At 62.8% G+C, this 19,768-nt stretch carries 17 protein-coding genes and 1 tRNA gene; 11 read left to right on the top strand and 7 right to left on the bottom strand.

Going from position 1 to position 19,768, the window contains the following annotated elements; genetic code table 11:
• Positions 1 to 79: 79 nt before the first annotated feature.
• From JJE66_RS00510 to JJE66_RS00485, 6 genes are all read right to left on the bottom strand, one after another.
• A complete protein-coding gene (locus JJE66_RS00510; RefSeq protein ID WP_200512182.1) occupies positions 80 to 1,390 on the bottom strand; it encodes an ABC transporter substrate-binding protein in 1,311 nt (436 codons plus the stop codon).
• 184 nt (positions 1,391 to 1,574) lie between these two features.
• Positions 1,575 to 2,816 carry an ABC transporter substrate-binding protein gene (locus tag JJE66_RS00505; RefSeq protein WP_200512181.1) on the bottom strand — a complete coding sequence of 414 codons (1,242 nt, stop codon included), beginning with the start codon at positions 2,814 to 2,816 and terminating at the stop codon, positions 1,575 to 1,577.
• Between the two features lie 70 nt (positions 2,817 to 2,886).
• Complete coding sequence (locus JJE66_RS00500; RefSeq protein ID WP_200512180.1) at positions 2,887 to 4,368, bottom strand: ATP-binding cassette domain-containing protein; 1,482 nt, start codon at positions 4,366 to 4,368, stop codon at positions 2,887 to 2,889.
• Entirely contained in the window at positions 4,368 to 5,294 is a 927-nt protein-coding gene (locus JJE66_RS00495) for a branched-chain amino acid ABC transporter permease (protein ID WP_200512179.1), read from the bottom strand. Before JJE66_RS00495 ends, JJE66_RS00500 begins: the two co-directional genes overlap by 1 nt.
• Position 5,295: 1 nt before the next feature.
• Positions 5,296 to 6,171: a branched-chain amino acid ABC transporter permease gene (locus tag JJE66_RS00490; RefSeq protein WP_200512178.1), complete on the bottom strand. Its 876-nt coding sequence runs from the start codon at positions 6,169 to 6,171 to the stop codon at positions 5,296 to 5,298.
• 110 nt (positions 6,172 to 6,281) lie between these two features.
• A complete protein-coding gene (locus JJE66_RS00485; protein ID WP_200512177.1) occupies positions 6,282 to 7,526 on the bottom strand; it encodes an ABC transporter substrate-binding protein in 1,245 nt (414 codons plus the stop codon).
• A gap of 574 nt (positions 7,527 to 8,100) precedes the next feature.
• Between JJE66_RS00485 and JJE66_RS00480 the strand changes: the two genes are divergently transcribed.
• Positions 8,101 to 9,267 carry a hypothetical protein gene (locus JJE66_RS00480; RefSeq protein ID WP_246756017.1) on the top strand — a complete coding sequence of 389 codons (1,167 nt, stop codon included), beginning with the start codon at positions 8,101 to 8,103 and terminating at the stop codon, positions 9,265 to 9,267.
• 94 nt (positions 9,268 to 9,361) lie between these two features.
• On the opposite strand, the gene JJE66_RS00475 is transcribed toward JJE66_RS00480, so the two are convergent.
• Positions 9,362 to 10,585, bottom strand: a complete 1,224-nt coding sequence (locus tag JJE66_RS00475) for an SMP-30/gluconolactonase/LRE family protein (RefSeq protein WP_200512176.1) — start codon at positions 10,583 to 10,585, stop codon at positions 9,362 to 9,364.
• 277 nt (positions 10,586 to 10,862) lie between these two features.
• On the opposite strand from JJE66_RS00475, the gene JJE66_RS00470 reads away from it, so the two are divergent.
• From JJE66_RS00470 to JJE66_RS00425, 10 genes are all read left to right on the top strand, one after another.
• Positions 10,863 to 11,135 carry a hypothetical protein gene (locus JJE66_RS00470; protein ID WP_200512175.1) on the top strand — a complete coding sequence of 91 codons (273 nt, stop codon included), beginning with the start codon at positions 10,863 to 10,865 and terminating at the stop codon, positions 11,133 to 11,135.
• 888 nt (positions 11,136 to 12,023) lie between these two features.
• On the top strand, positions 12,024 to 13,586 hold the full coding sequence (locus JJE66_RS00465; RefSeq protein WP_200512174.1) for a 2-isopropylmalate synthase: 1,563 nt from the start codon (positions 12,024 to 12,026) through the stop codon (positions 13,584 to 13,586).
• 226 nt (positions 13,587 to 13,812) lie between these two features.
• Complete coding sequence (locus JJE66_RS00460) at positions 13,813 to 14,814, top strand: TRAP transporter substrate-binding protein (protein ID WP_200512173.1); 1,002 nt, start codon at positions 13,813 to 13,815, stop codon at positions 14,812 to 14,814.
• 208 nt (positions 14,815 to 15,022) lie between these two features.
• Entirely contained in the window at positions 15,023 to 15,628 is a 606-nt protein-coding gene (locus JJE66_RS00455) for a Spy/CpxP family protein refolding chaperone (protein ID WP_200512172.1), read from the top strand.
• A gap of 22 nt (positions 15,629 to 15,650) precedes the next feature.
• A complete protein-coding gene (locus JJE66_RS00450) occupies positions 15,651 to 15,818 on the top strand; it encodes a hypothetical protein (protein ID WP_200512171.1) in 168 nt (55 codons plus the stop codon).
• A tRNA-Lys gene (locus JJE66_RS00445) sits at positions 15,809 to 15,884 on the top strand. Before JJE66_RS00450 ends, JJE66_RS00445 begins: the two co-directional genes overlap by 10 nt.
• A 145-nt stretch (positions 15,885 to 16,029) precedes the next feature.
• Positions 16,030 to 16,206: a hypothetical protein gene (locus JJE66_RS00440; RefSeq protein WP_246756015.1), complete on the top strand. Its 177-nt coding sequence runs from the start codon at positions 16,030 to 16,032 to the stop codon at positions 16,204 to 16,206.
• A gap of 506 nt (positions 16,207 to 16,712) precedes the next feature.
• The gene (locus tag JJE66_RS00435; protein ID WP_200512170.1) at positions 16,713 to 17,972 is read left to right on the top strand and encodes an extracellular solute-binding protein; all 1,260 of its coding nucleotides are present in this window, start codon (positions 16,713 to 16,715) and stop codon (positions 17,970 to 17,972) included.
• 2 nt (positions 17,973 to 17,974) lie between these two features.
• Positions 17,975 to 18,916 (top strand): carbohydrate ABC transporter permease, encoded by a 942-nt coding sequence (locus JJE66_RS00430; RefSeq protein WP_200512169.1) that lies wholly within the window; start codon positions 17,975 to 17,977, stop codon positions 18,914 to 18,916.
• Entirely contained in the window at positions 18,909 to 19,757 is an 849-nt protein-coding gene (locus JJE66_RS00425) for a carbohydrate ABC transporter permease (protein WP_200512168.1), read from the top strand. The genes JJE66_RS00430 and JJE66_RS00425 overlap by 8 nt, the downstream gene beginning before the upstream one ends.
• Positions 19,758 to 19,768 lie beyond the last annotated feature (11 nt).

Raw genomic sequence — 19,768 nt, 5'->3', positions numbered from 1 at the left:
GTTGCGAAATGACATCGGTGTTGCGCGCTGGCCTCTCCCGCATGGATAGGGGCGTACTGTCAGCCTGCTGTCAGGAACCTCACGCCCCGTAGGTCGAGCCTTTTGGCAGCGGAAACACCGGGTCCTGAGTCCGGATGTTGGTCGGCCACACCACGGAAATATGCTTACCTGCGTTCTGCATCACCACCGGAGTCGAGCGTTCGTTCTGGCCGGAGAGCGGCGTGCCCGGCGGGAAGAATTTCACGCCATAGCCCTGGATGGTGCCGCCGGGTGGAATGTCGACGTCGAGGGCGGCCTTGCGAATGGCCTCCGGCTCGAAGCTGCCGTATTTCTCCTTGGCGACCGGCAGCACGTTGTTGAGCAGCACCCAAGTCTGGTTGAAACCCATGGAGCAGTGCGGCGGCACGTCGGTGGCGCCGGTCTTGGCCTGGTAGCGCGAGACCATGGTCTTGATCAGATCGCCAATCCCCGGCGCCAGCTTTGACGGATCGAGCAGCTGCGCCGGAACCGGATCGATGTTGCAGAAATTGTCGATGTCACCCGCGAACGTCGCGCGCAGCTTGTCGAGCTGGCTGTAGCCGGCACCGGCGCCGAACAGCATCTTGAAACGCAATCCGCTCTCGCGCGCCTGGCGCAGGAACAGGGTGATGTCGGGGTTGTAGCCGGCATGCGAGATCACGTCGGCCTTGGCGCGCTTGAGCTTGGTCACCAGCACCGAGAGATCGGGCGCGGAAGCCGAATAGCCTTCGCGCAACACGACCTGGATGCCGGCCTCCTTGGCGTAGGCCTCGTCGGCCGCCGCGACGCCGACGCCGTAGGGGCCGTCTTCGTGGATCAGCGCGACTTTGATGTCCTTCGGCTCCATACCGAGTTTTGTCTTCGCATGCTCGGTGATGAAGCCGGCGAAGGCCTGGCCGTACTGGTCGGAGTGGATCTGCGCGCGAAATACGTAGTGCAGGTTCTTGTCCTTGAACACGGCGGTCGACACCGCGGTCGTGATCCAGAGGATCTTCTTCTGCTGCTCGACCTTCGCCGCCATCGGCACAGCGTGCGCGCTGGAATAGACACCGTTGATGATGTCGATCTTTTCCTGGCTGATCAGGCGCTCGGCCTCGTTTATCGCGACATCGGCCTTGCTCTGGGAGTCGGCTGCGACCGGCACGATCTTGGTCTTGCCGCCAATGCCACCCTTTTCGTTGACGAGATCGATGGCGATCTGTGCACCTACAGAGGAGGCGACCGAGCCGCCGGCGGCGAAGGGGCCGGTGAGATCGTAGATCAGGCCGATGCGCAAATTCTCGGCTTGCGCCTGGGCCCGGGTCCAATCGAGGCTGAGTGTAGCGGCGGCAGCCGCCGTACCCTTCAGCAGCTGCCTGCGTGAAGTCGGCATCCTATCCTCCCTCAAATCCGTCTTATGATTGGTTGTTATTTTTTTTCGAAGTATGGGGAGGGGACAGGCGGAAAGTCAACATCGCCCAAGGTCGATACGGTCGGCGACGACACACGACGCAGCTGCGAAAGGAAAAGCCCGCCGTTCCTTACGGAGCGACGGGCTGAATGTCGGCTGATGCGCGTTACTGCGACAGCTTCACGAAGTTTGGAAACTTCAGCTGGCCTTCGGCAATTTTCTCTGGCCAGACCACGACCTGCTTTTCGTTCTGCCACTGGAAGACGAGGCCGGTGACGTATCCCGGGCCGGACTTGATGCCGTGGGTGAACTCGTCGTCCTTGCCGTAGAACTGGATATGGCCGATCGTGCCTTCGAAATTGGTCTTCTCCATCTCCGCGACCATCTTGTCGGGATCGGTCGAGCCGGCGCGCTTGATAGCGTCGGTGATGATGTAGACGTCGTCATAGGCGGTATAGCCGGTATAGGCCGGCGGCATGCCGTACTTGGCCGCGAAGGCCGCCGCAAACGGCTTTGTCTTCGGTGTCACCGCGACATCCGGCGTCGCGACCGCCAGCGAGGGCACGCCATCGGCGGCGCCATTGGTGTCCTTCCAGAAGGTCGGGCTCAGCGCCTGCGCGCTGATGCCGAACATGGGGATCGGCACCTGCTGGTTCTTCCATTGCACCGTCGGCTGCACGCCGACATGGGAGATGCCGGTGACGATCACGTCCGGCTTCTTGGCTTCCATGTTGTTGAAGATCGGCGTGAAGTCGGTGGTATCCGGCGAGAAGCGGACATGCTCCACCACCTTCAGGCCGGCCTTGGGCAGGCAGGCCTCGTAGCCGACGTCGAGCGGCTTGGTCCAGGCCGCATCCTCGCTCATGATCGCAACCGTCTTCATGTGCATCTTGTCGACGAGGAGATCCTTGGCCGCGTCGCAGACGATCTGGGCCTGCGCCGCCGAGGTCAGATAGCCGTGAAAGGTGTACTTGTTCTTCTCGTAGTCGTTGTGGATCGCCTTGGTGATCTCATTGGAGGCGGCGCCCGGCGTGATCAGCGGCATCTTCAGCCGCGCGGCCCAGGGCTCCAGCGCCAGCACGACCTCGCTGATATAGCTCGCGATCACCGCGGAGACCTTGTCCTCGCTCACCGCCCGCTGGAACGCACGCACGGAATCGGCCGACGAGCTCTTGTTGTCATAGGTGACGATCTCGATCTTGCGGCCCATAATGCCGCCCTTGGCGTTGATCTCGTCGGCGGCGATCTGCGCGCCGCCGGGCGTCGCAGCACCGGCGATCGACTGCACCTCGGCGATGACGCCGATCTTGATCGGATCGTTCGACTGCGCGTAGGCGGGGGCGGCGAGGCACAGCGCCAGCGCGGAGGCGAGGAGGAAGTTGTTGCTCAATGTCGTCGATGATCGCATGGTCGTTTCCCTTTCCTTGTTTTCTTGCCTTGTTTTCTTGCCTTGTTTTGTTGTTGTTGATAGGCGCGACCTAGAGAAAGTCGGCGCCGGCCTCGGTGGCGAAGCGGCCGGGATCGCCCTCCCAGACGATACGGGCGTGCTCCAGCACATAGACGCGGTCGGCATGCGGCAGCGCAAAGGTTACGTTCTGCTCGCCGAGCAGCACCGTGATCGACGTGGTCTGCCGCAGCCTCGTGAGTGCCTTGGACAGGAGTTCGAGGATGACGGGCGCGAGCCCCAGCGTCGGTTCGTCCAGGATCAGGATCTGCGGCTGCATCATCAGCGCGCGGCCGATGGCGAGCATCTGCTGCTCGCCGCCGGAGAGTGTCTGCGCCAGTTGCCCCTGACGTTCTCTGAGGATCGGGAATAGCTCGAACAGCCAGGCGAGCTGGACGGCACGCTTGTCCTCGGTGAGATGCTGCCCGCCGAGATCGAGATTTTCCCGCACGCTCATCTCGCCGAACAATTCACGCGATTCCGGACACTGCACCAGGCCGCTGCGGGCGATTTTGGCCGGGCTCGTGCCGCGCAGCTTGTCGCCGCCGCGGATGATCTCGCCGGTGTAGGGCAGAAAGCCTGAGATGGTGTTGAACAGCGTGGTCTTGCCGGCGCCGTTGAGACCGACGATGGAGACGAACTCGCCCTCGTGGATATGGATCGAGACGTTCTCCAGCGCCTGGGCTTTGCCATAGAACACGCTGACATTCTCGACCTGGAGCAGCGGCACCTTGTCCTTGAAGCTGGTCTCTGGCCGCGCATGGGTCCCAAGCGCGCCGCCGAGATAAACCCGCCGCACAGTCTCGTTCTTCATGACGTCGTCGGCTTTGCCGGTGACGATTTCCTCGCCGAGATACATCGCCAGAACGCGGTCGACCAGCGCCGCGACGCTCTTGACGTTGTGATCAACCAGCATCACCGCGCGACCTTCGTCGCGAAAGCTGCGGATCAGATCGGAGAAGATTTCGACCTCGGCGCGCGTCAATCCGGCAAAGGGCTCGTCCACCAGCACGACCTTGGGATCGCGCGCGATTGCCTTTGCGAGTTCGAGCCGTCGCAGATCGGCAAACGGCAGGGTCGGCGGGCGGCGGTTCATCACCGAGCCTAGCCCGACGCGGTCGGCGATCCATTTGGCGCGCTCGAGCAGCGCCTTGTCCGGAAACAGCATGAACAGGCTGTCCGGCAGCAGCGCGACCATGATGTTCTCCAGCACCGTCTGCCGGTTCAGCGGCCGCGAGTGCTGGAACACCATGCCAAAACCTTTGCGCGCGATCTTGTGCGCGGGCAGGCCGGCGACATTCTCGCCCTCGAAGATGACTTCGCCGGCAGTCGGGCGCTCGATGCCCATCACGGTCTTCATCGCGGTTGATTTGCCCGAGCCGTTCGGCCCGATCAGGCCAAAGATCTCGCCGCTGTTGACCTCGAAGCCGAGGTTCTTGACTGCCGTCAAGCCACCGAAACGCTTGGTCAGGCCGCGGACTTCGAGCACGGGCCGGTTTGAGAGCCTCTGATCCATTACGAGCGAGCCTCGCGCGAGAGGGCCGCTCCGAGGAAGCCGCCGGGGAAGAACAGCACGACGAGGAGGGCGACCGCCGAGACGATGAAGGTCGCAAGCTCGCCGGTGGGGCGGAGGAATTCGCCGGCGACGATCAGGAAGATCGCCCCTAACGCTGCTCCAAGCACGGTACGCCTTCCGCCGAGCACGGCGGCGACGATGACGTTGACGCCGACCGCGACGTCGACGACGGTGCCGACCGACGCCGTGCCGAAGTAGAACACCAGCAGTGCGCCCGACAGGCCCGAGAAGAACGCGCTGACGATGAAGGCGGCGAGCTTGTGCTTGACGATGTTGAAGCCGAGCGCGCCGGCCTGCACCGGGTCCTGGCCGCTCGCCTGCAACACCAGTCCGACCGGTGATTGCGACAGGCCGTAGAGGATCGCGGCCGAGATCGTCATGAAGCCGAGCGCGATCCAGTAATTGGCGCCGGCATTGATGGTGATGACGTCGGGGATGGTGAGACCGATCTCACCGCCGGTGAGGTCGGCGAACACGACGATGAAATTTTGCAGCATCAGCACCGCAACCAGCGTGGTCAGGCCGAAATAGGGCCCGCGTACGCGGAGCGCCGGCAATGCCAGCACGAGGCCGGCGATGACGGAAGCGAGCGCCCCCAACACGATGCAGAGATAGACCGACCAGCCGTATTGGGCATTGAGAATGCCGGCGGTGTAGGCGCCGACGCCGATCAGGAAGGTCGGCCCGAAATTCACTTCGCCTGCGAAGCCGAACAGCAAGTCCCAGGCCATCGCGAACACGCCGAAATAGAACGCGACCGTGAGCAGGCCCAGCACGTAGCCGGAGACATAGAGCGGCAGCGTCGCCGCGATCACGACCAGCGCAAGCGAGACGAAGAACAGGCGCGAGGTAAAGAACGTGCCCATCTCAGCGCCTCCCCAGAAGGCCCTGAGGCCGGATATACATCACGAACACCAGCAGCAGCAGCGCCGGAATGGTACGGTAGGCCGGCGAGACCAGATAGGCCGTCAGCGTTTCGAGATAACCGACCACGAAGGCCGCGATCAGCGAGCCGGAGACGCTGCCGAGGCCGCCGAGCACCACGATCGAGAACGCGCTCGCGGTCAGTGGTCCCACGCTGTAGGAGGAGACGCCGAGAAACATGCCGAGCAGCACGCCGGCGATGCCGGCGAGGATGCCGTAGATCGCCCACACCACGACGTAGATGTTGGTGAGCTCGAGGCCGAGCAGCGTCACGCCGCGCGGGTTCATCGAGGCCGCCAGCACCGCCTTGCCGGTGCGGGTGCGGTTCACCAGCAACCACAGCAGCGCGATGACGAGGCAGCAGACGATCGCGGTGAAAATCTCGTTCTTGGGCGTGCGGACACCGAGCACGTCGACGACGCCCTGGACGATCGGCAGCACGGTCTTGGCATTGTTGGTGAAGAAATAAGCGATCAGCTCCTGGATCATGATGCCCCAGAGCAGCGTTCCCGTGAGGACGAAGATTTCCTTCTCCTCGTTCGGAATGCGCCGGGAGTCCTGGATCGGCTTCACCACCGCGAAGTAGGTGGCAAAGGCAGCTATGAGGGCGACCGCGACCCCGATCAGCGCGCCGGCATAGGTGCCGACACCAAGCACGCTGGCCGCGGCCCAGGCCGCCACCGCTGCGGCCACCATGATGGCACCGTGGGAGAGATTGAGGACGCCGGAGACGCCGAAGATCAGCGTGAAGCCGGTGGCACCGAGAGCGTAGAGAGCGCTGATGGCAAAGCCATCGATCAGAATCTGGAATGCTTGCATCTATGATTGGCCTGGTGGCAGCCAGGCTGCCGCTTTGAGGGAGGGGCTGGCCGCAAGGAGCGCAAGTGGAAGCTCCCGGGAGGTGGTCCCGGGAGCATGTTCCTTGCCGATCAGTTGCTGAGCTTGATGAAGCTCGGGAACTTGATGTCGGCCTTGGCGACATCCTTGGGCCACACCGCGATTTGCTTGCCGTCCTGCCATTGCAGCATCAGCCCGGTGATCAGGCCCTTGCCGTATTTGATCGAGTGGGTGAACGGATCGTCCTTGCCGTAGAACTGGACGCGGCCGATCGTGCCTTCCCAGTCGGTCTTCTCCAGCGCATCGACCAGCTTGTCGGCGTCGGTCGAGCCGGCCCGCTTCACCGCATCGGCGATGTAGTAGACCTCGTCATAGGCGGTGTAGCCGGCATAGGACGGATAATTGCCGAACTTCTTTTTGAAGTTTTCGGCGAACGGCACCGATTTCGGCGTGACCGCGACGCCAGGCCCGGAGACGCCCTGATAGAGCACGCCTTCGGCGGCCTGGTTGGTGTCCTTGCCGAACGTTTCGTTGGTCGCCTGCGAGGAAATGCCGAACATCGGGATCGGCACCTGCTGGTTCTTCCACTGCACCGTCGGCTGCACGCCGACATGGGAGATGCCGGTGATGATCACGTCGGGCTTTGAGCCCTCGATCTTGTTGAAGATCGGGGTGAAGTCGGTGGTGTCAGGCGAGAAGCGGATGTGGTCGAGCACCTTCAGCCCGATCTTGGGCAGGCATTCCTCGTAGCCGACATCGAGCGGCTTGGTCCAGGCGGCGTCCTCGCTCATGATGACCGCCGTCTTCATGTGCATCTTGTCGACGAGCAGGTCTTTGGCGCCGTCGCAGACCGAGAGCGCCAGCGCCGCCGAGGTCAGGTAACCGTGGAAAGTGTATTTGTTCTTCTCGTAGTCGGCATGGACGCTCTTGCTGATCTCGTTGGAGGCGGCGCCCGGCGTGACGAAGGGCGTCTTCAGCCGCGAGGCCCACGGCTCCAGTGCCAGCACGACTTCGCTGATGTAGCTCGCGATGACCATGTTGACCTTGTCCTCGTTCACTGCGCGCTGGAAGGCGCGCACTGAATCCGCCGAGGAGGAGTGGTTGTCGTAGGAGATGATTTCGATCTTGCGACCGTCGACGCCGCCGCTCGCGTTGATCTCGTCGGCGGCGAGCTGTGCCGCCTGCGGGATCGATGCGCCGGCGATCGCCTGCGCCTCCGCAATCACGCCGATCCTGATGGGATCGGCCGCAAATGCCGCGCCTGACGCCGTCACCAGTGCGCCGATCGAGGCCGCACCGAGCGCTATTCGCAATGCAACAGAGAGTGCATTATTCATGTTGTTCTCTCCCTTTAAACAGGCCTCTTCGAGCCATTATGTCGCGACTATAACGGCGAGAGAATCCTCGGCAAGTGAAACTGTATTCAGGTTTGTACGATGGGGACTAAAGTCTAGCGCTGCGCAAATCGCAGGCAGCGGCGGGGCGCGGGCCCGCTATTTTTACGCGCAGGCATGCAGATTTCGTCGACGGGCATGCATTTGCATTGCGGACGCAGCGCGATGCATGGATCGGCCTGGCGTGCTTGCAGCGGCGACGCATCGAGCGGCCGAAGCCCAACGCGAAGCTCGGCGCCGTGCTCACGAGCTACGTCATCACAGCCGAGGCGAACTTGCGTGGACAGCGCGCGTGCTCTCTCTGCCTCGTTGATCACACAGCTCGTGGCGCTGCATCACGTGCACCGTGTTTCAAAATGTTTCACCGGGGCGTCACAACCCGCAGCTACGTTCACCGCGGCAATTCGAAGCTACGGGCGGCCTTTCTCTCATTCCGTAAATCAGGCTTGGCGCAGGACAACGCGACGTTGTCGCTGTGGTGAGTCTTCTTTTGTCAAAAACTATCAGGAGAGCAATCATGATGAGACTTGGTGGCGGGAAGTTGGAAGGCGTTTACCGCAAGCTGCGCAGGATGAGCTTTCTCGTGCTGGCAGCCTGCTTCGCGATTGGTCCGGTGGTCGGCGCGCATGCTGACGATGACGATCGGGACAGGGGCGGCGAGAGCCGGGCTTACGCCATCGGGCTGTGGGGCGATCTGCCCTATTCCGACCTCCAGGCGCAGGTCGGCGTGCCGAACCTGATCGCCGACATGAACGACCAGAAGCTCGCCTTCACGGTGCATGATGGCGACCTGAAAGCCGGCAGCGGCACGCCAGGATCCGTGACGCCGACCACGTGCAGCGACGCTCTCTACCAGCAGGGGCTCGGATATTTCAACGCGCTGAAATCGGCCGCGATCTTCACCCCCGGCGACAACGACTGGACCGACTGCGACCGGCCGGCGAACGGCGCGTTCTCTTCGCGAGAGAGGCTCGACTACGAGCGGAAGCTTTTCTTCAGCACCGACTATTCCCTTGGTCAGCGACCGATCAAGCAGCAGGTGCAGCACGACAAGCTGTGTCTCGACCACAACAACCAATTGACCGGCTGCGTCGAGAATCGCCGATGGATCATGAACGGCGTCGTCTACGCCACGCTCAACATTCAGGGATCGTGCAACAATCGTTGCGATACGCTGCCCGACGACGCCGAATGGGCCGCGCGCAACAACGCCAGCATCCTCTGGATGCAGCAGACCTTCGACATGGCGCGAACCTACCGCGCCTCGGCGATCATGTTCATCTCGCAGGCGGACCCGGGCTGGGATCAGTCGGACGGAACCCGCTCCCCGTTGCGTGACCCGAAGACGCTTGCGGAAACCGATGCCAATCCGGACGGTTTCCAGACCTTCCTGCTGGCGCTACGCGATGAAGTGGTCGGCTTCGGCAAGCCCGTCGCTTACGTCCATGGCGACTCCCACTATTTCCGGATCGACCGGCCGTTTCTCGATGCCAAGGGCCGTCGGCTGGAAAACTTCGTTCGCGTCGAGACCTTCGGCGACAATCAGGCGAACGGCAACAACGATGTGCACTGGCTGAAGGTGTTCGTTGACGACCGCACCCGCGAGGTGTTCGCGTTCCAGCCGCAGATCGTGCCAGCCAATCGAACCGCCGTGCCGGCGCCCCCGAAGCGTGGTGACAACTGACACGCGGTGCCAGGGCCGCTCAATCATCGAGCCCAATCTTCGGAATCTGGTGCCGGCGCATTGCGCCGGCACCATCTTGTGAAGCCGGGCTGCCTCAGCCCGGCCCTGCGCCTTGCGTGGCCGTGTACACGGCATAGAGCGACTGGCTCGCGGCCATGAACAGGCGGTTGCGCTTGGGGCCGCCGAAGCAGATGTTGGCGCAGACTTCGGGCAGGCGAATGCGGCCGAGCAGCTTGCCGTCCGGCGACCACGTTGTCACGCCGTTATAGCCGACCGCGCGGCCGGCATTGCTGGAGGCCCAGACATTGCCGTTGACGTCGCAGCGCACGCCGTCCGGTCCGCACTTGACGCCGTCGATCATGAAGTCGCTGAACAGCTTCTGGTTCGACGGCTTGTTGTCGCTGCCGACGTCGAATACGAAGACCTCGCCCTTACCTCCCGCGCCCGCATCGCCCGGACCCTTGCCGGTCGAGACGACGTAGAGCTTCTTGAAGTCGGGCGAGAAGCAAAGACCGTTGGGATCTGGCACTTGATCTTCGGCGACGACGAGATCGACGCGTCCACTGGGGTCGATGCGATAGCAATTGGTCGGCAGCTCGCGCTTGCCCGGTGTGAAGCCGGCCGGCTGTCCGATCCGCGGATTGAGCTTGCCGCCTGCATTGCTCGCACCGCCTGGTCCGTCCGGCTCGCCCTCGTAGAGCTGGCCGCCATAGGGCGGATCGGTGAACCAGTAGCTGCCGTCGGGATGGGCGACGACGTCGTTCGGCGAGTTCAGCTTCTTGCCATTATAATTGTCGCAGAGGATCGTGGCGGTGCCGTCATGCTCGTAGCGTGTTACCCGCCGGGTCAGATGCTCGCAGGAGAGCTGGCGGCCCTGGAAGTCGAACGAGTTGCCGTTGCTGTAGTTCGACGGCGTGCGGAACACGCTGACGTGGCCGTCGTCCTCGCTCCAGCGCATCTGCCGGTTGTTGGGAATGTCGCTCCACAAGAGATAGCGACCTTGCGCGCTCCAGGCCGGGCCCTCGGCCCACAACACGCCCGTGTAGAGGCGCTTGATCGCGGTGTTGGGCTGCGCGAGATCGTTGAAGGCGGGATCGACCGCGATGATGTCGGGGTCCCAGAAATAAGTGGTCGGTGCGCCGCGCGGGCTGAAATCGCGCGGCGGGGTGGTGATCGTCGTCGGCGGAGCGGCGGGGCTGGTCTGGGCCAGCGCGGTGCCAGCTCCGGCCATCGTGGCTGCGGCACCGAGCGCAAGCCCCTGCACCAGCGTCCGTCGTGAAAGCGCAGCATCCTGCTCACGCTGCTGTTGGCGTGTCATTCGCGTCCTCCCGGTCATGTTCGGCTGGCCGGTTGATCCGGCCGAGCGGCCAGAGGTTAGTCCGGTCCGCGGGCGGTTGCGAGCAATGGATGCGCATCCTTCGCGCGATATCGCAATGATGCCGCGAATTCGTCGCAGGTCTGTCTCAAATGGCGCGAGATAGGCTTGCGTATGTCGGTCCGTCAGGTGTGAACGACTATTCGTTCGGATGAGACAGGTCGGGCCTTGACCCCGCCCACATTGCTGCACACAAACCCGGTGGGGCGAAAGGCCGGAGTTGGTTGTGGGTGTCGTCGTATTGATCGTATTGCTCGGGATTGCGTTCGCGGCCGGTTATTTCACGCGCGAGCTCGTCTCTCAAAAGCGCCGTGCCGAAGCCCGCCGCTGGCGCGGCTACGCACAGCCGGACTGGCTCAACGCCAACGCGCCCGCCAACACCAACGAGGTTACGGCCGCCAACAAGATAACGCCCCCGGCTCCGGTCACGGGCGAACTTGGCCTGATGCTGAACCGTTGGGAGACCAGAGCCCGCGCGCGGCGCACGGGTTAGGGCCAGACGCCACAAGCTCGACCGTCATCCCCGCGCGAGCGCGTAGCGCTCGTCGCTGGAGGTGCGCGCTCTTGCGCGCCTCGAAGGATGGGCCGCGAGCGCCCGTGGCCATCCTTCGAGGCTTCACCTTGCGATCCGTCGCATCGCAAGGCTCGCACCTCCAGCGACGAGCGCTACGCGCTCGCGCGGGCATGACGGCGGCGCCTGTCGCAGGCGCTACAAACCTACAACGGCTTACGCTGCCCGACGGGCAAGACACGCAATCGCTGGGTCAATCGGCGTGCCTGAAAACATTCCACTTTACCGAAATTCGGATGTGTTGCTCCTGCGCTCGCGATGAGCAAGGCTGAGGCGTTGCGCAACTGCTCCTCATCGTGGTCCTGGCGAAAAGCGACGACCCATTACCGCAGGACGTGGTTTGGCGAAGACTGGTCGGTCGGTACTGATATGGTCGCAAAATCGATGGACCTCACGGTATGGGTCGAGCACTTGGCTGCATTTTCGCTTATCCCAACGGCTGTCCCCGGTGAGTCAGCCCCCCTGACCATCTTTTGGCGTTGCGGTTGCTGCCATTTCTCGTCTAGAAGCGATGCACTGAGCCTCCCGGCAACCAACCGTCAACGGTTTTGTCCGAGGATCAAGGGCTCAAAAGGGTCTGGCAATGCTGATTCGCGGCCAAATCGATGGGATTTCGGGGGAGGTGGCTCTGGCCGCCGCCACGATCCCGGCCGCGTCCCTGCTCACCCTTATTAGTGGCGAGCTCCTTCTTAGCTGCCCCTGAGGGCCGGCTGGGCGCACGCGCCTGGGCACTCAGGGGTTGGTCGAGATCACCGGACACCTCCAAGCGCCCAGGACCGACAGGCGCTAAAGCTCAAAAGGAAATTTGCAATGGCCCCCGCGAACAAGTCCGACAAGGACCGCGTCATCATATTCGACACCACCCTGCGCGACGGCGAGCAGTGCCCCGGCGCCACCATGACCTTTGAGGAGAAGCTCGAGGTCGCCGAGATGCTCGACGATATGGGCGTCGACGTCATCGAAGCCGGCTTTCCCATCACCTCGGAAGGCGACTTCCAGGCGGTGAGCGAGATCGCCCGCCGCTCCAAGAACGCTGTCATCGCCGGTCTGTCTCGTGCGCACCCCGCCGATATCGATCGCTGCGCCGAGGCGGTGAAATTCGCAAAGCGCGGCCGTGTTCACACCGTGATCGCGACCTCGCCGCTGCATATGCGGGTGAAGTTGAACAAGACCCCTGAGCAGGTGCTCGAGACCTCGGTCGCGATGGTCGCGCGCGCCCGCAACCAGATCGACGACGTCGAATGGTCGGCCGAGGACGGCACCCGCAGCGAGATGGATTATCTGTGCCGCATCGTCGAGGCCGTCATCAAGGCCGGCGCAACCACGGTGAACATTCCCGATACCGTCGGCTACACCACGCCCGACGAATACACCCACTTCATGAAGACGCTGATCGAGCGCGTGCCGAACTCGGACAAGGCGGTGTTCTCCGTTCATTGCCACAACGACCTCGGCATGGCGGTTGCGAACTCGCTGGCCGGCATCATCGGCGGCGCACGTCAGGTCGAATGCACCATCAACGGCATCGGCGAGCGCGCCGGCAATGCTGCGCTCGAAGAGATCGTGATGGCGATCAACGTGCGCAACGACAAATTCCCCTACTGGAACAAGATCGATACGACGCAGCTCACCCGCGCCTCGAAGGTGGTGTCGGCGGCGACCTCGTTCCCGGTGCAGTACAACAAGGCCATCGTCGGCCGGAACGCGTTCGCGCATGAGAGCGGCATTCACCAGGACGGCGTGCTGAAGGACGCCTCGACCTACGAGATCATGCGGCCCGAGATGGTCGGCCTGAAGCAGTCCTCGCTGGTGCTCGGCAAGCATTCCGGCCGTCATGCCTTCGTGCACAAGCTGGAGGAGATGGGCTACAAGCTCGGCCCGAACCAGCTGGAAGATGCGTTCACGCGAATGAAGGCGCTCGCCGATCGCAAGAAGGACATCTACGACGAGGACATCGAGGCGCTGGTCGACGAGGAGATGGCGGCCTCGCATGATCGCATCAAGCTGACCTCGCTGACCGTCATCGCCGGCACCCATGGCCCGCAGCGCGCGACCATGAAGCTCGACGTCGATGGCCAGACCAGGATCGAGGAGGCCGAGGGCAACGGACCGGTGGATGCGGTGTTCAACTGCATCAAGCGCCTGGTGCCGCACGAGGCCAAGCTCGAACTGTATCAGGTCCACGCGGTGACCGAAGGCACCGACGCGCAGGCGGAAGTCTCGGTGCGTTTGTCGCATGAGGGACGTGCGATGACGGCGCGCGCGGCGGATCCGGATACGCTGGTGGCCTCGGCCAAGGCCTATCTCGGCGCGCTCAACAAGATCGTCATGAAGCGCCAGCGCGACACCGTGACGGCGGCTGCGGCGAGCTGACGCGCGAAGCTGCGAGTTGTTGCACCTCTCCCGCTCTTGTCCGCCGAAGCCCGCCTTCGGGCGAAGACGGATGCGGGAGAGGGGGCGCAGCGGGGCTCGCATTCACCACGAATAGCTGCCCTGCTAACGGCCAATAGCACGCACGGACGCCGGCCTGTATTGATGTGCCCGGCATGAGGACAGACCGCCCGCGCGCCGGGCGGCCCAAGAACAACAGGGAGAGATTATGCGCATCTTCGTGATCGCGGCGTCCGTCGCGGCATTGGCTTTGGGCCTTGCCGGCCCCGCCAGCGCCGACCCGATCATTATCAAGTTCAGCCATGTGGTTGCCGCCGACACGCCGAAGGGCAAGGCGTCGGAGAAATTCAAGGAACTCGCCGAGAAGTACACCGGCGGCAAGGTCAAGATCGAGATCTATCCGAACTCGACGCTGTACAAAGACAAGGAAGAGCTTGAGGCGCTTCAGCTCGGCAGCGTGCAAATGCTGGCGCCGTCCAACTCGAAATTCGGCCCCCTCGGCATCCGCGAATTCGAGGTGTTCGATCTGCCCTACATCCTTCCCGACCTGAAGACGCTGCGGAAGGTGACGGAAGGCCCGCTCGGTGCGCGGCTGCTCAAACTGCTGGATTCCAAAGGCATCACCGGCCTTGCCTATTGGGACAACGGCTTCAAGCAGATGAGCGCCAACAAGAAGCTGGTGAGCCCGGCCGATTATCAAGGCGTCAAGTTCCGCATCCAGTCCTCGCGCGTGCTCCAGGCCCAGTTCAAGGCGCTCGGCTCGTTGCCGCAGGTGATGGCGTTCTCGGAAGTCTACCAGGCGCTCCAGACCGGCGTGGTCGATGGCCAGGAGAACACCTGGTCGAACATCTATACGCAGAAGATGCACGAGGTGCAGAAGTACATCACCGAGACCAATCACGGCTATATCGGCTACGTCGTGATCGTGAATAAGAAGTTCTGGGACGGTCTGCCGGCCGACATCCGCGACCAGCTCTCGAAGGCGATGAAGGAGGCGACCGACTTCAACAACGCGCAGTCGCAGAAGGAGAACGACGACGCGTTCGCCGAGATCAAGAAGAGCGGCAAGAGCGAGATCATCAAGCTCACGCCGGAGCAGGACGAAGCGATGCACAAGGCAATGGAGCCGGTCTACAAGGACGCCGCAAGCCGCGTCGGCCAGCCGTTGATCGACGAATTTCTGAAAGAATCCAAGAGCACGACGAACTAATCTCGACGAACTGATCTCATCGGCGATGAACGAAGGGCTTCCGTGCACTGCACCGAAGCCCTTTTGTTGCGAATGATTTCCGATTGCGACTGAACGGACATTCAGGGGCGTGACGTCCTGGTCAGCACGCTCTTCCTGTCCAAGTTGTAAGTTGCACCTCGGTCGTTCGGCGCTCATCATCACGGGCATCCTTCCAGAGGAGGTCCGGATGAGGAAGTTCACCATCGCCGCCATCGCCGTGCTCAGCATCGCCGGCTCGGGCGCGGTCTATGCCCAATATCACCGTCCGTGGATGCAGCACTTCCACCACATCCGCTTGAACCCGGAAGACCGCGCCGCCCTCGTCGACGCGCGGATCGCCGCCGTCCATGCCGGGCTGAAGCTCAACGCCGATCAGGAAAAGCTGTGGCCGCCGGTCGAGGCCGCCGTGCGCGAGTTCGCCAAGCTGCGCCTCGACCGCGCCAATGCACGGATGAATGCGGGCCCCGGCGATGCTGCCAAGGATAGCGACCAGCCGGAGGATCCGGTCGCCCGCCTGCGCCAGCGCGCCGATGACATGGGCGCGACGTCTGCGGCCCTGAAGAAGATCGCCGATGCCGCCGATCCGCTCTACAAGACCCTGGACGACGGCCAGAAGCGGCGCCTGGCGCTACTGACCCGCCACCGCGGCCCGTTCGGCGGCGGCGAAGACGGCCCGCACCACCGGTTCATGGAACGCGGCATGGACCGCATGATGGAGCGCGGCATGGATCACTTCCGCGGCGGCGACCATTCCGACCGCGATGGCGGCTCTGATCGGGAAGGCCGTCTGTAAGCGGATCGGGATTCCCCGGGAATTGGCCTTTGAATTGATCTTGGCGAAGCCGCTGGAATTCCAGCGGCTTTTCGCATTTTTGGGGCTGTGGAAGAACCTTGGAAAACATGCGCCGCATCGCTTGCCAGAGGCGGATCGCTTTGCTAAACGACCGGCCTCGCAAGGCATTGACCGCCTTTCGGGCGCATAGCTCAGTTGGTAGAGCAGCTGACTCTTAATCAGCGGGTCCCAGGTTCGAGCCCTGGTGCGCCCACCATCCTTAAGAGATTGGCCCGCAAGGGCTTTTTTAATTTCTCAGGCAGCGCAAGTCGGGTCTCGTGCGACGCTTTTCATGGTCGTACGTCGCAGGCCGTGCGACGAGCCGGCTAGTTTGGGAAGTGTTGTTCATCCGGCGCAGGCGATTGCCCGAAGCGCTCAAGCCCACCGCGTCGCGCTATGCCTTTCTCGCGACCATCGATCTGCTTGCCGCTTCGGCGGCCTATTGCAAGCCCCTCGAAGCCCAGGCCCGGATGCGGCGGATCAAATACGAATTGCTGAAGGGCACGGATGGCCATTCAGACGGACCGCTCGGCGACTGAAGCAAGCTGGCGGCGCGGCGCCTATAGCGGGCAGTGCTGCCGTGGCCCGTCCCTTGCGGGAGAGCGCGTGGGAAGCAACGTCGGCTACCGAAGTCACATGAGTCGTCTCCCGCGTCGACGCAACGATCGCGCGACGAGGGGACACGGCTGAAGGCGAGTGACAGAAACTCACTCTGCCGGCATCGGGCGAGCTTACGGCTCGCGAGCAGGCGATACCGATATTTGGATGTCATCCAATGAGCCATCGTTCCTTGCGGAGCTTGAACTCCACCGACCTTCGTCTCGCAGCGCCAATGTCCGCTGCGCCCGCCGTGACGGAGCGGCCTTGCCAGCGAGGTCGGAATAAACTGCGGATGTGGGTAGCCGTCGGTTGCGTTGCGGGCGGTGCGACGCTCAACCTTGCTTAGATCGCGCGTGAGGTGCATAGCGCAGAATTTTAGTTGCGTACCTCAAAAATCGGGGGCAGGATTGTAGCCAAAGAACAAAAGTCGGTTGGGAGGAAGGTGATGAGACTGCTCAGGAAGCTGGGACTCGCCGCTGCCGTATGCCTGCTTTTGGTCGACGTTGCCGCAGCCAACACGACGGTAAAGTGGCTGCATATTGAGGTCAATCCGGCCCAGGTGAAAATCTGGGAAGAGGTCGCGCGCAGCTATGAAGCGTCGCATCCGGGCGTCACGGTCGAGATGCAATTCCTCGAGAACGAGGCCTACAAGGCCAAGCTGCCGACCATTCTGCAATCCAAGGACCGGCCGAACATCATCTACAGCTGGGCCGGCGGCGTTCTGAAGGCGCAGATCGAGGCCGGCGTCCTCGACGACATCACCGACCAGGTGAAGGGCTACAGCGACAGCATCACGCCGGCGGCACTCGCTGCCTTCACCAGCGATGGCCGCGTCTATGGCTTGCCCGTCGCGTTGTCGCAGGTCGGTTTCGTCTGCAACAAGGAACTCATGGCCAAGGCGAAGGTCGATCCAGCCGCCATCAAGACCTGGGACGATCTGCTCGCCGCAGTGAAGATGCTGAAGGCGGCCGGCGTCACGCCGATCGTGGTCGGCGGCGCCGACAAATGGCCGCTGCACTTCTACTGGACGCATCTTGCGGTGCGCATCGGCGGCAAGCCGGCCTTCGACGCCGCGCTGCGCGGCGAGAATGGCGGCTTCGCCGGCGAGACCTTCCAGAAGTCCGGCGAACTGTTCAAGCAGCTCGTCGACCTGCAGCCGTTCCAGAACGGCTTTCTCGGCTTCAAGAATCCCCAGGCCGTCGGCTATTTCGGCGACGGCAAGGCGGCGATGACGCTGGCGATCTCCAGCATCTATAATCTGCAGCGCGCGCTGGCGGCCGACAAAGTCGGACTGAGCGAGGACAAGATCTGCTGGTTCGATTTTCCGGTGGTACCAGGCGGTAAGGGCGGGCAGACGGACACGCTCGGCGGCATCACCGGCTGGCTAGTCACCAAAGGCTCGCCAAAGGAGGCGGTCGATTTCCTGAAGTACTTTATCTCCAAGGACGTGCAGACGCGGCTTGCGGCGGGCAACTACATCATCCCCGTCGTGCAGGGTGCCGACGCCGGCCTCAACAATTCCTTCATGAAGCTGATCGCGGCCAATCTGGCGAAGTCGGATTATCACCAGAACTTCTATGACCAGAGCCTCGGCCCCTCGGTCGGTCGCGTCGTCAATGACGTCAGCGCGGAGATCGCCGGTGGCAGCATGAGCCCGCAGGACGCAGCGAAAGCGATCGAAGCTGCGCGTAAGCAGGGCAACTGACGGTGGCGCGGCGGATTGCGATCGTGTCGGCGATGGGCGTTGCTGACGAGACGGTCCCGCAGGCCGCGATCCGCGGCCCGAGCTGGGACGGCCGCTTCACGGTGCTGATCCTGTTCTTGCCGCCGGCGCTGCTGCTGTTCACGTTGTTCGTGGTGCTGCCAATCGGCGAGGCGGCCTGGTATTCCGGCTTCAACTGGAATGGCTTCGGCAGGCCGACCAACTGGATCGGCTTCGACAATTACCGCTTCGTGCTGGAGACTCGCGCCTTCTGGCTCGCGCTGCGCAACAACGGGCTGATCATCGCGGTTTCGCTCGCGGTCCAGCTGCCGCTTGCGCTCACGCTGGCATTGATGCTCGCTGAGCGCTTTCGCGGGGCGGTCGCGCTGCGCATGCTGTTCTTCATGCCCTACATCCTGGCCGAGATCGCGACCGGGTTGATCTTCTCTTTTGTCTACGACGGCGACTACGGCCTGGTCGCCTCGATCTGGCGCACCTTCGGCGCCGAGCCGCCGCATCTGCTGGCCTCGACCGACACAGCGATTCTGGCGGTGCTGATCGTGATCGTCTGGAAGTATTTTGGCTTCCATATGATGCTGTTCATCGCGGCGCTGCAGAGTCTCGACAAGAGCCTGATCGAGGCGGCGCGGATCGACGGCGCAACGCGCTCGCAAGCCCTGCGCCATGTGGTGATCCCCTTGCTCTATCCGACGATCCGGCTCTCCATGTTCTTCGCTATCGTCGGCTCGCTGCAGCTGTTCGACGTCGTCATGCCGCTGACGCGCGGGGGGCCTGCCGATTCCTCCAACACCATGGTGAGCTTCCTCTACAACAATGGCATCTCGCGCATGCGGGTCGGCTATGGCAGCGCCATCGGCGTCATCCTGTTCGTGATTTGCGTGACCTTTGCGTTCACCTACCAGCGATGGTTCATGCGCGATGAGTAACGCCGAGACCGTCCGCGCGCCGTACGATCCCGCCGTGCTGTTCAAGGCGGCGTTCCTCGCTGCCGTTGCCGTCTTCGTGCTGGTGCCGCTGCTCGCGACCCTGCTCGGCGGCTTCAAATCGCTCGGCGAATTGCGCGTGAATCCGTTCGGCCTGCCACGTCATTGGGAATGGCAGAATTATGCCGACATCCTGTTTTCAGGGCGTTACTGGCAGCTCTTGCGCAACTCGCTGATCATCTCGACGCTCACGGTGACATTGACCCTGATCACAGCCTCGATGGCGGCGTTCACCTTCGCCCATGTCAAGTTTTACGGCTCATCGATGCTGCTGAGCTACCTGACGCTCGGCCTGCTGTTTCCGGCAGCGACCGCCGTGCTGCCGTTGTTCATCAAGGTGCGCGATCTCGGACTGCTTGATACGTATTTCGGCGTCGCGCTGCCGCAGGTCGCATTCAGCCTCGCAATGAGCGTGCTGCTGCTGCGGCGCTTCTTTAGGGATATTCCCCATGAGCTGCTTGAGGCTGCGCTGGTCGATGGCTGCAGCTATATCAAGTTCTTCCGCTATGTGACGCTGCCGTTGTCGCGGCCGATTCTGGCGACTGTCGGTATCATCACCTTCGTCAACAGCTGGAACGCCTATCTGTTGCCGCTGGTGATGCTCAACACCGATGCGCTCTATCCCTGGCCGCTCGGTATCATGGTCTATCAGGGCGAGTATTCGTCCGAGTGGCATCTGATCCTGGCCTTCATCACGCTGACCATCCTGCCGACCATCATTCTCTTTCTTCTGGCGCAGAAGCACATCGTCGCCGGCCTCACCGCAGGCGCGGTCAAGGGATGAACGGTACTTCA

The organism is Bradyrhizobium diazoefficiens, from assembly GCF_016612535.1.
GTDB lineage: Bacteria > Pseudomonadota > Alphaproteobacteria > Rhizobiales > Xanthobacteraceae > Bradyrhizobium > Bradyrhizobium diazoefficiens_C.
The sequence above is the reverse complement of the archived record's forward strand: the minus strand, read 5'-3'. Positions and strand labels throughout refer to the sequence as shown.

Excerpts from the sequence above, each read along its gene's own strand:
- JJE66_RS00460 (WP_200512173.1), top strand. The coding sequence starts at position 13,813 with ATGCGCATCTTCGTGATCGCGGCGTCCGTCGCGGCATTGGCTTTGGGC.
- JJE66_RS00490 (WP_200512178.1), bottom strand. The coding sequence starts at position 6,171 with ATGCAAGCATTCCAGATTCTGATCGATGGCTTTGCCATCAGCGCTCTC.
- JJE66_RS00500 (WP_200512180.1), bottom strand. The coding sequence starts at position 4,368 with ATGGATCAGAGGCTCTCAAACCGGCCCGTGCTCGAAGTCCGCGGCCTG.
- JJE66_RS00480 (WP_246756017.1), top strand. The coding sequence starts at position 8,101 with ATGATGAGACTTGGTGGCGGGAAGTTGGAAGGCGTTTACCGCAAGCTG.
- JJE66_RS00435 (WP_200512170.1), top strand. The coding sequence starts at position 16,713 with ATGAGACTGCTCAGGAAGCTGGGACTCGCCGCTGCCGTATGCCTGCTT.
- JJE66_RS00475 (WP_200512176.1), bottom strand. The coding sequence starts at position 10,585 with ATGACACGCCAACAGCAGCGTGAGCAGGATGCTGCGCTTTCACGACGG.
- JJE66_RS00505 (WP_200512181.1), bottom strand. The coding sequence starts at position 2,816 with ATGCGATCATCGACGACATTGAGCAACAACTTCCTCCTCGCCTCCGCG.
- JJE66_RS00495 (WP_200512179.1), bottom strand. The coding sequence starts at position 5,294 with ATGGGCACGTTCTTTACCTCGCGCCTGTTCTTCGTCTCGCTTGCGCTG.
- JJE66_RS00510 (WP_200512182.1), bottom strand. The coding sequence starts at position 1,390 with ATGCCGACTTCACGCAGGCAGCTGCTGAAGGGTACGGCGGCTGCCGCC.
- JJE66_RS00485 (WP_200512177.1), bottom strand. The coding sequence starts at position 7,526 with ATGAATAATGCACTCTCTGTTGCATTGCGAATAGCGCTCGGTGCGGCC.
- JJE66_RS00425 (WP_200512168.1), top strand. The coding sequence starts at position 18,909 with ATGAGTAACGCCGAGACCGTCCGCGCGCCGTACGATCCCGCCGTGCTG.
- JJE66_RS00465 (WP_200512174.1), top strand. The coding sequence starts at position 12,024 with ATGGCCCCCGCGAACAAGTCCGACAAGGACCGCGTCATCATATTCGAC.
- JJE66_RS00455 (WP_200512172.1), top strand. The coding sequence starts at position 15,023 with ATGAGGAAGTTCACCATCGCCGCCATCGCCGTGCTCAGCATCGCCGGC.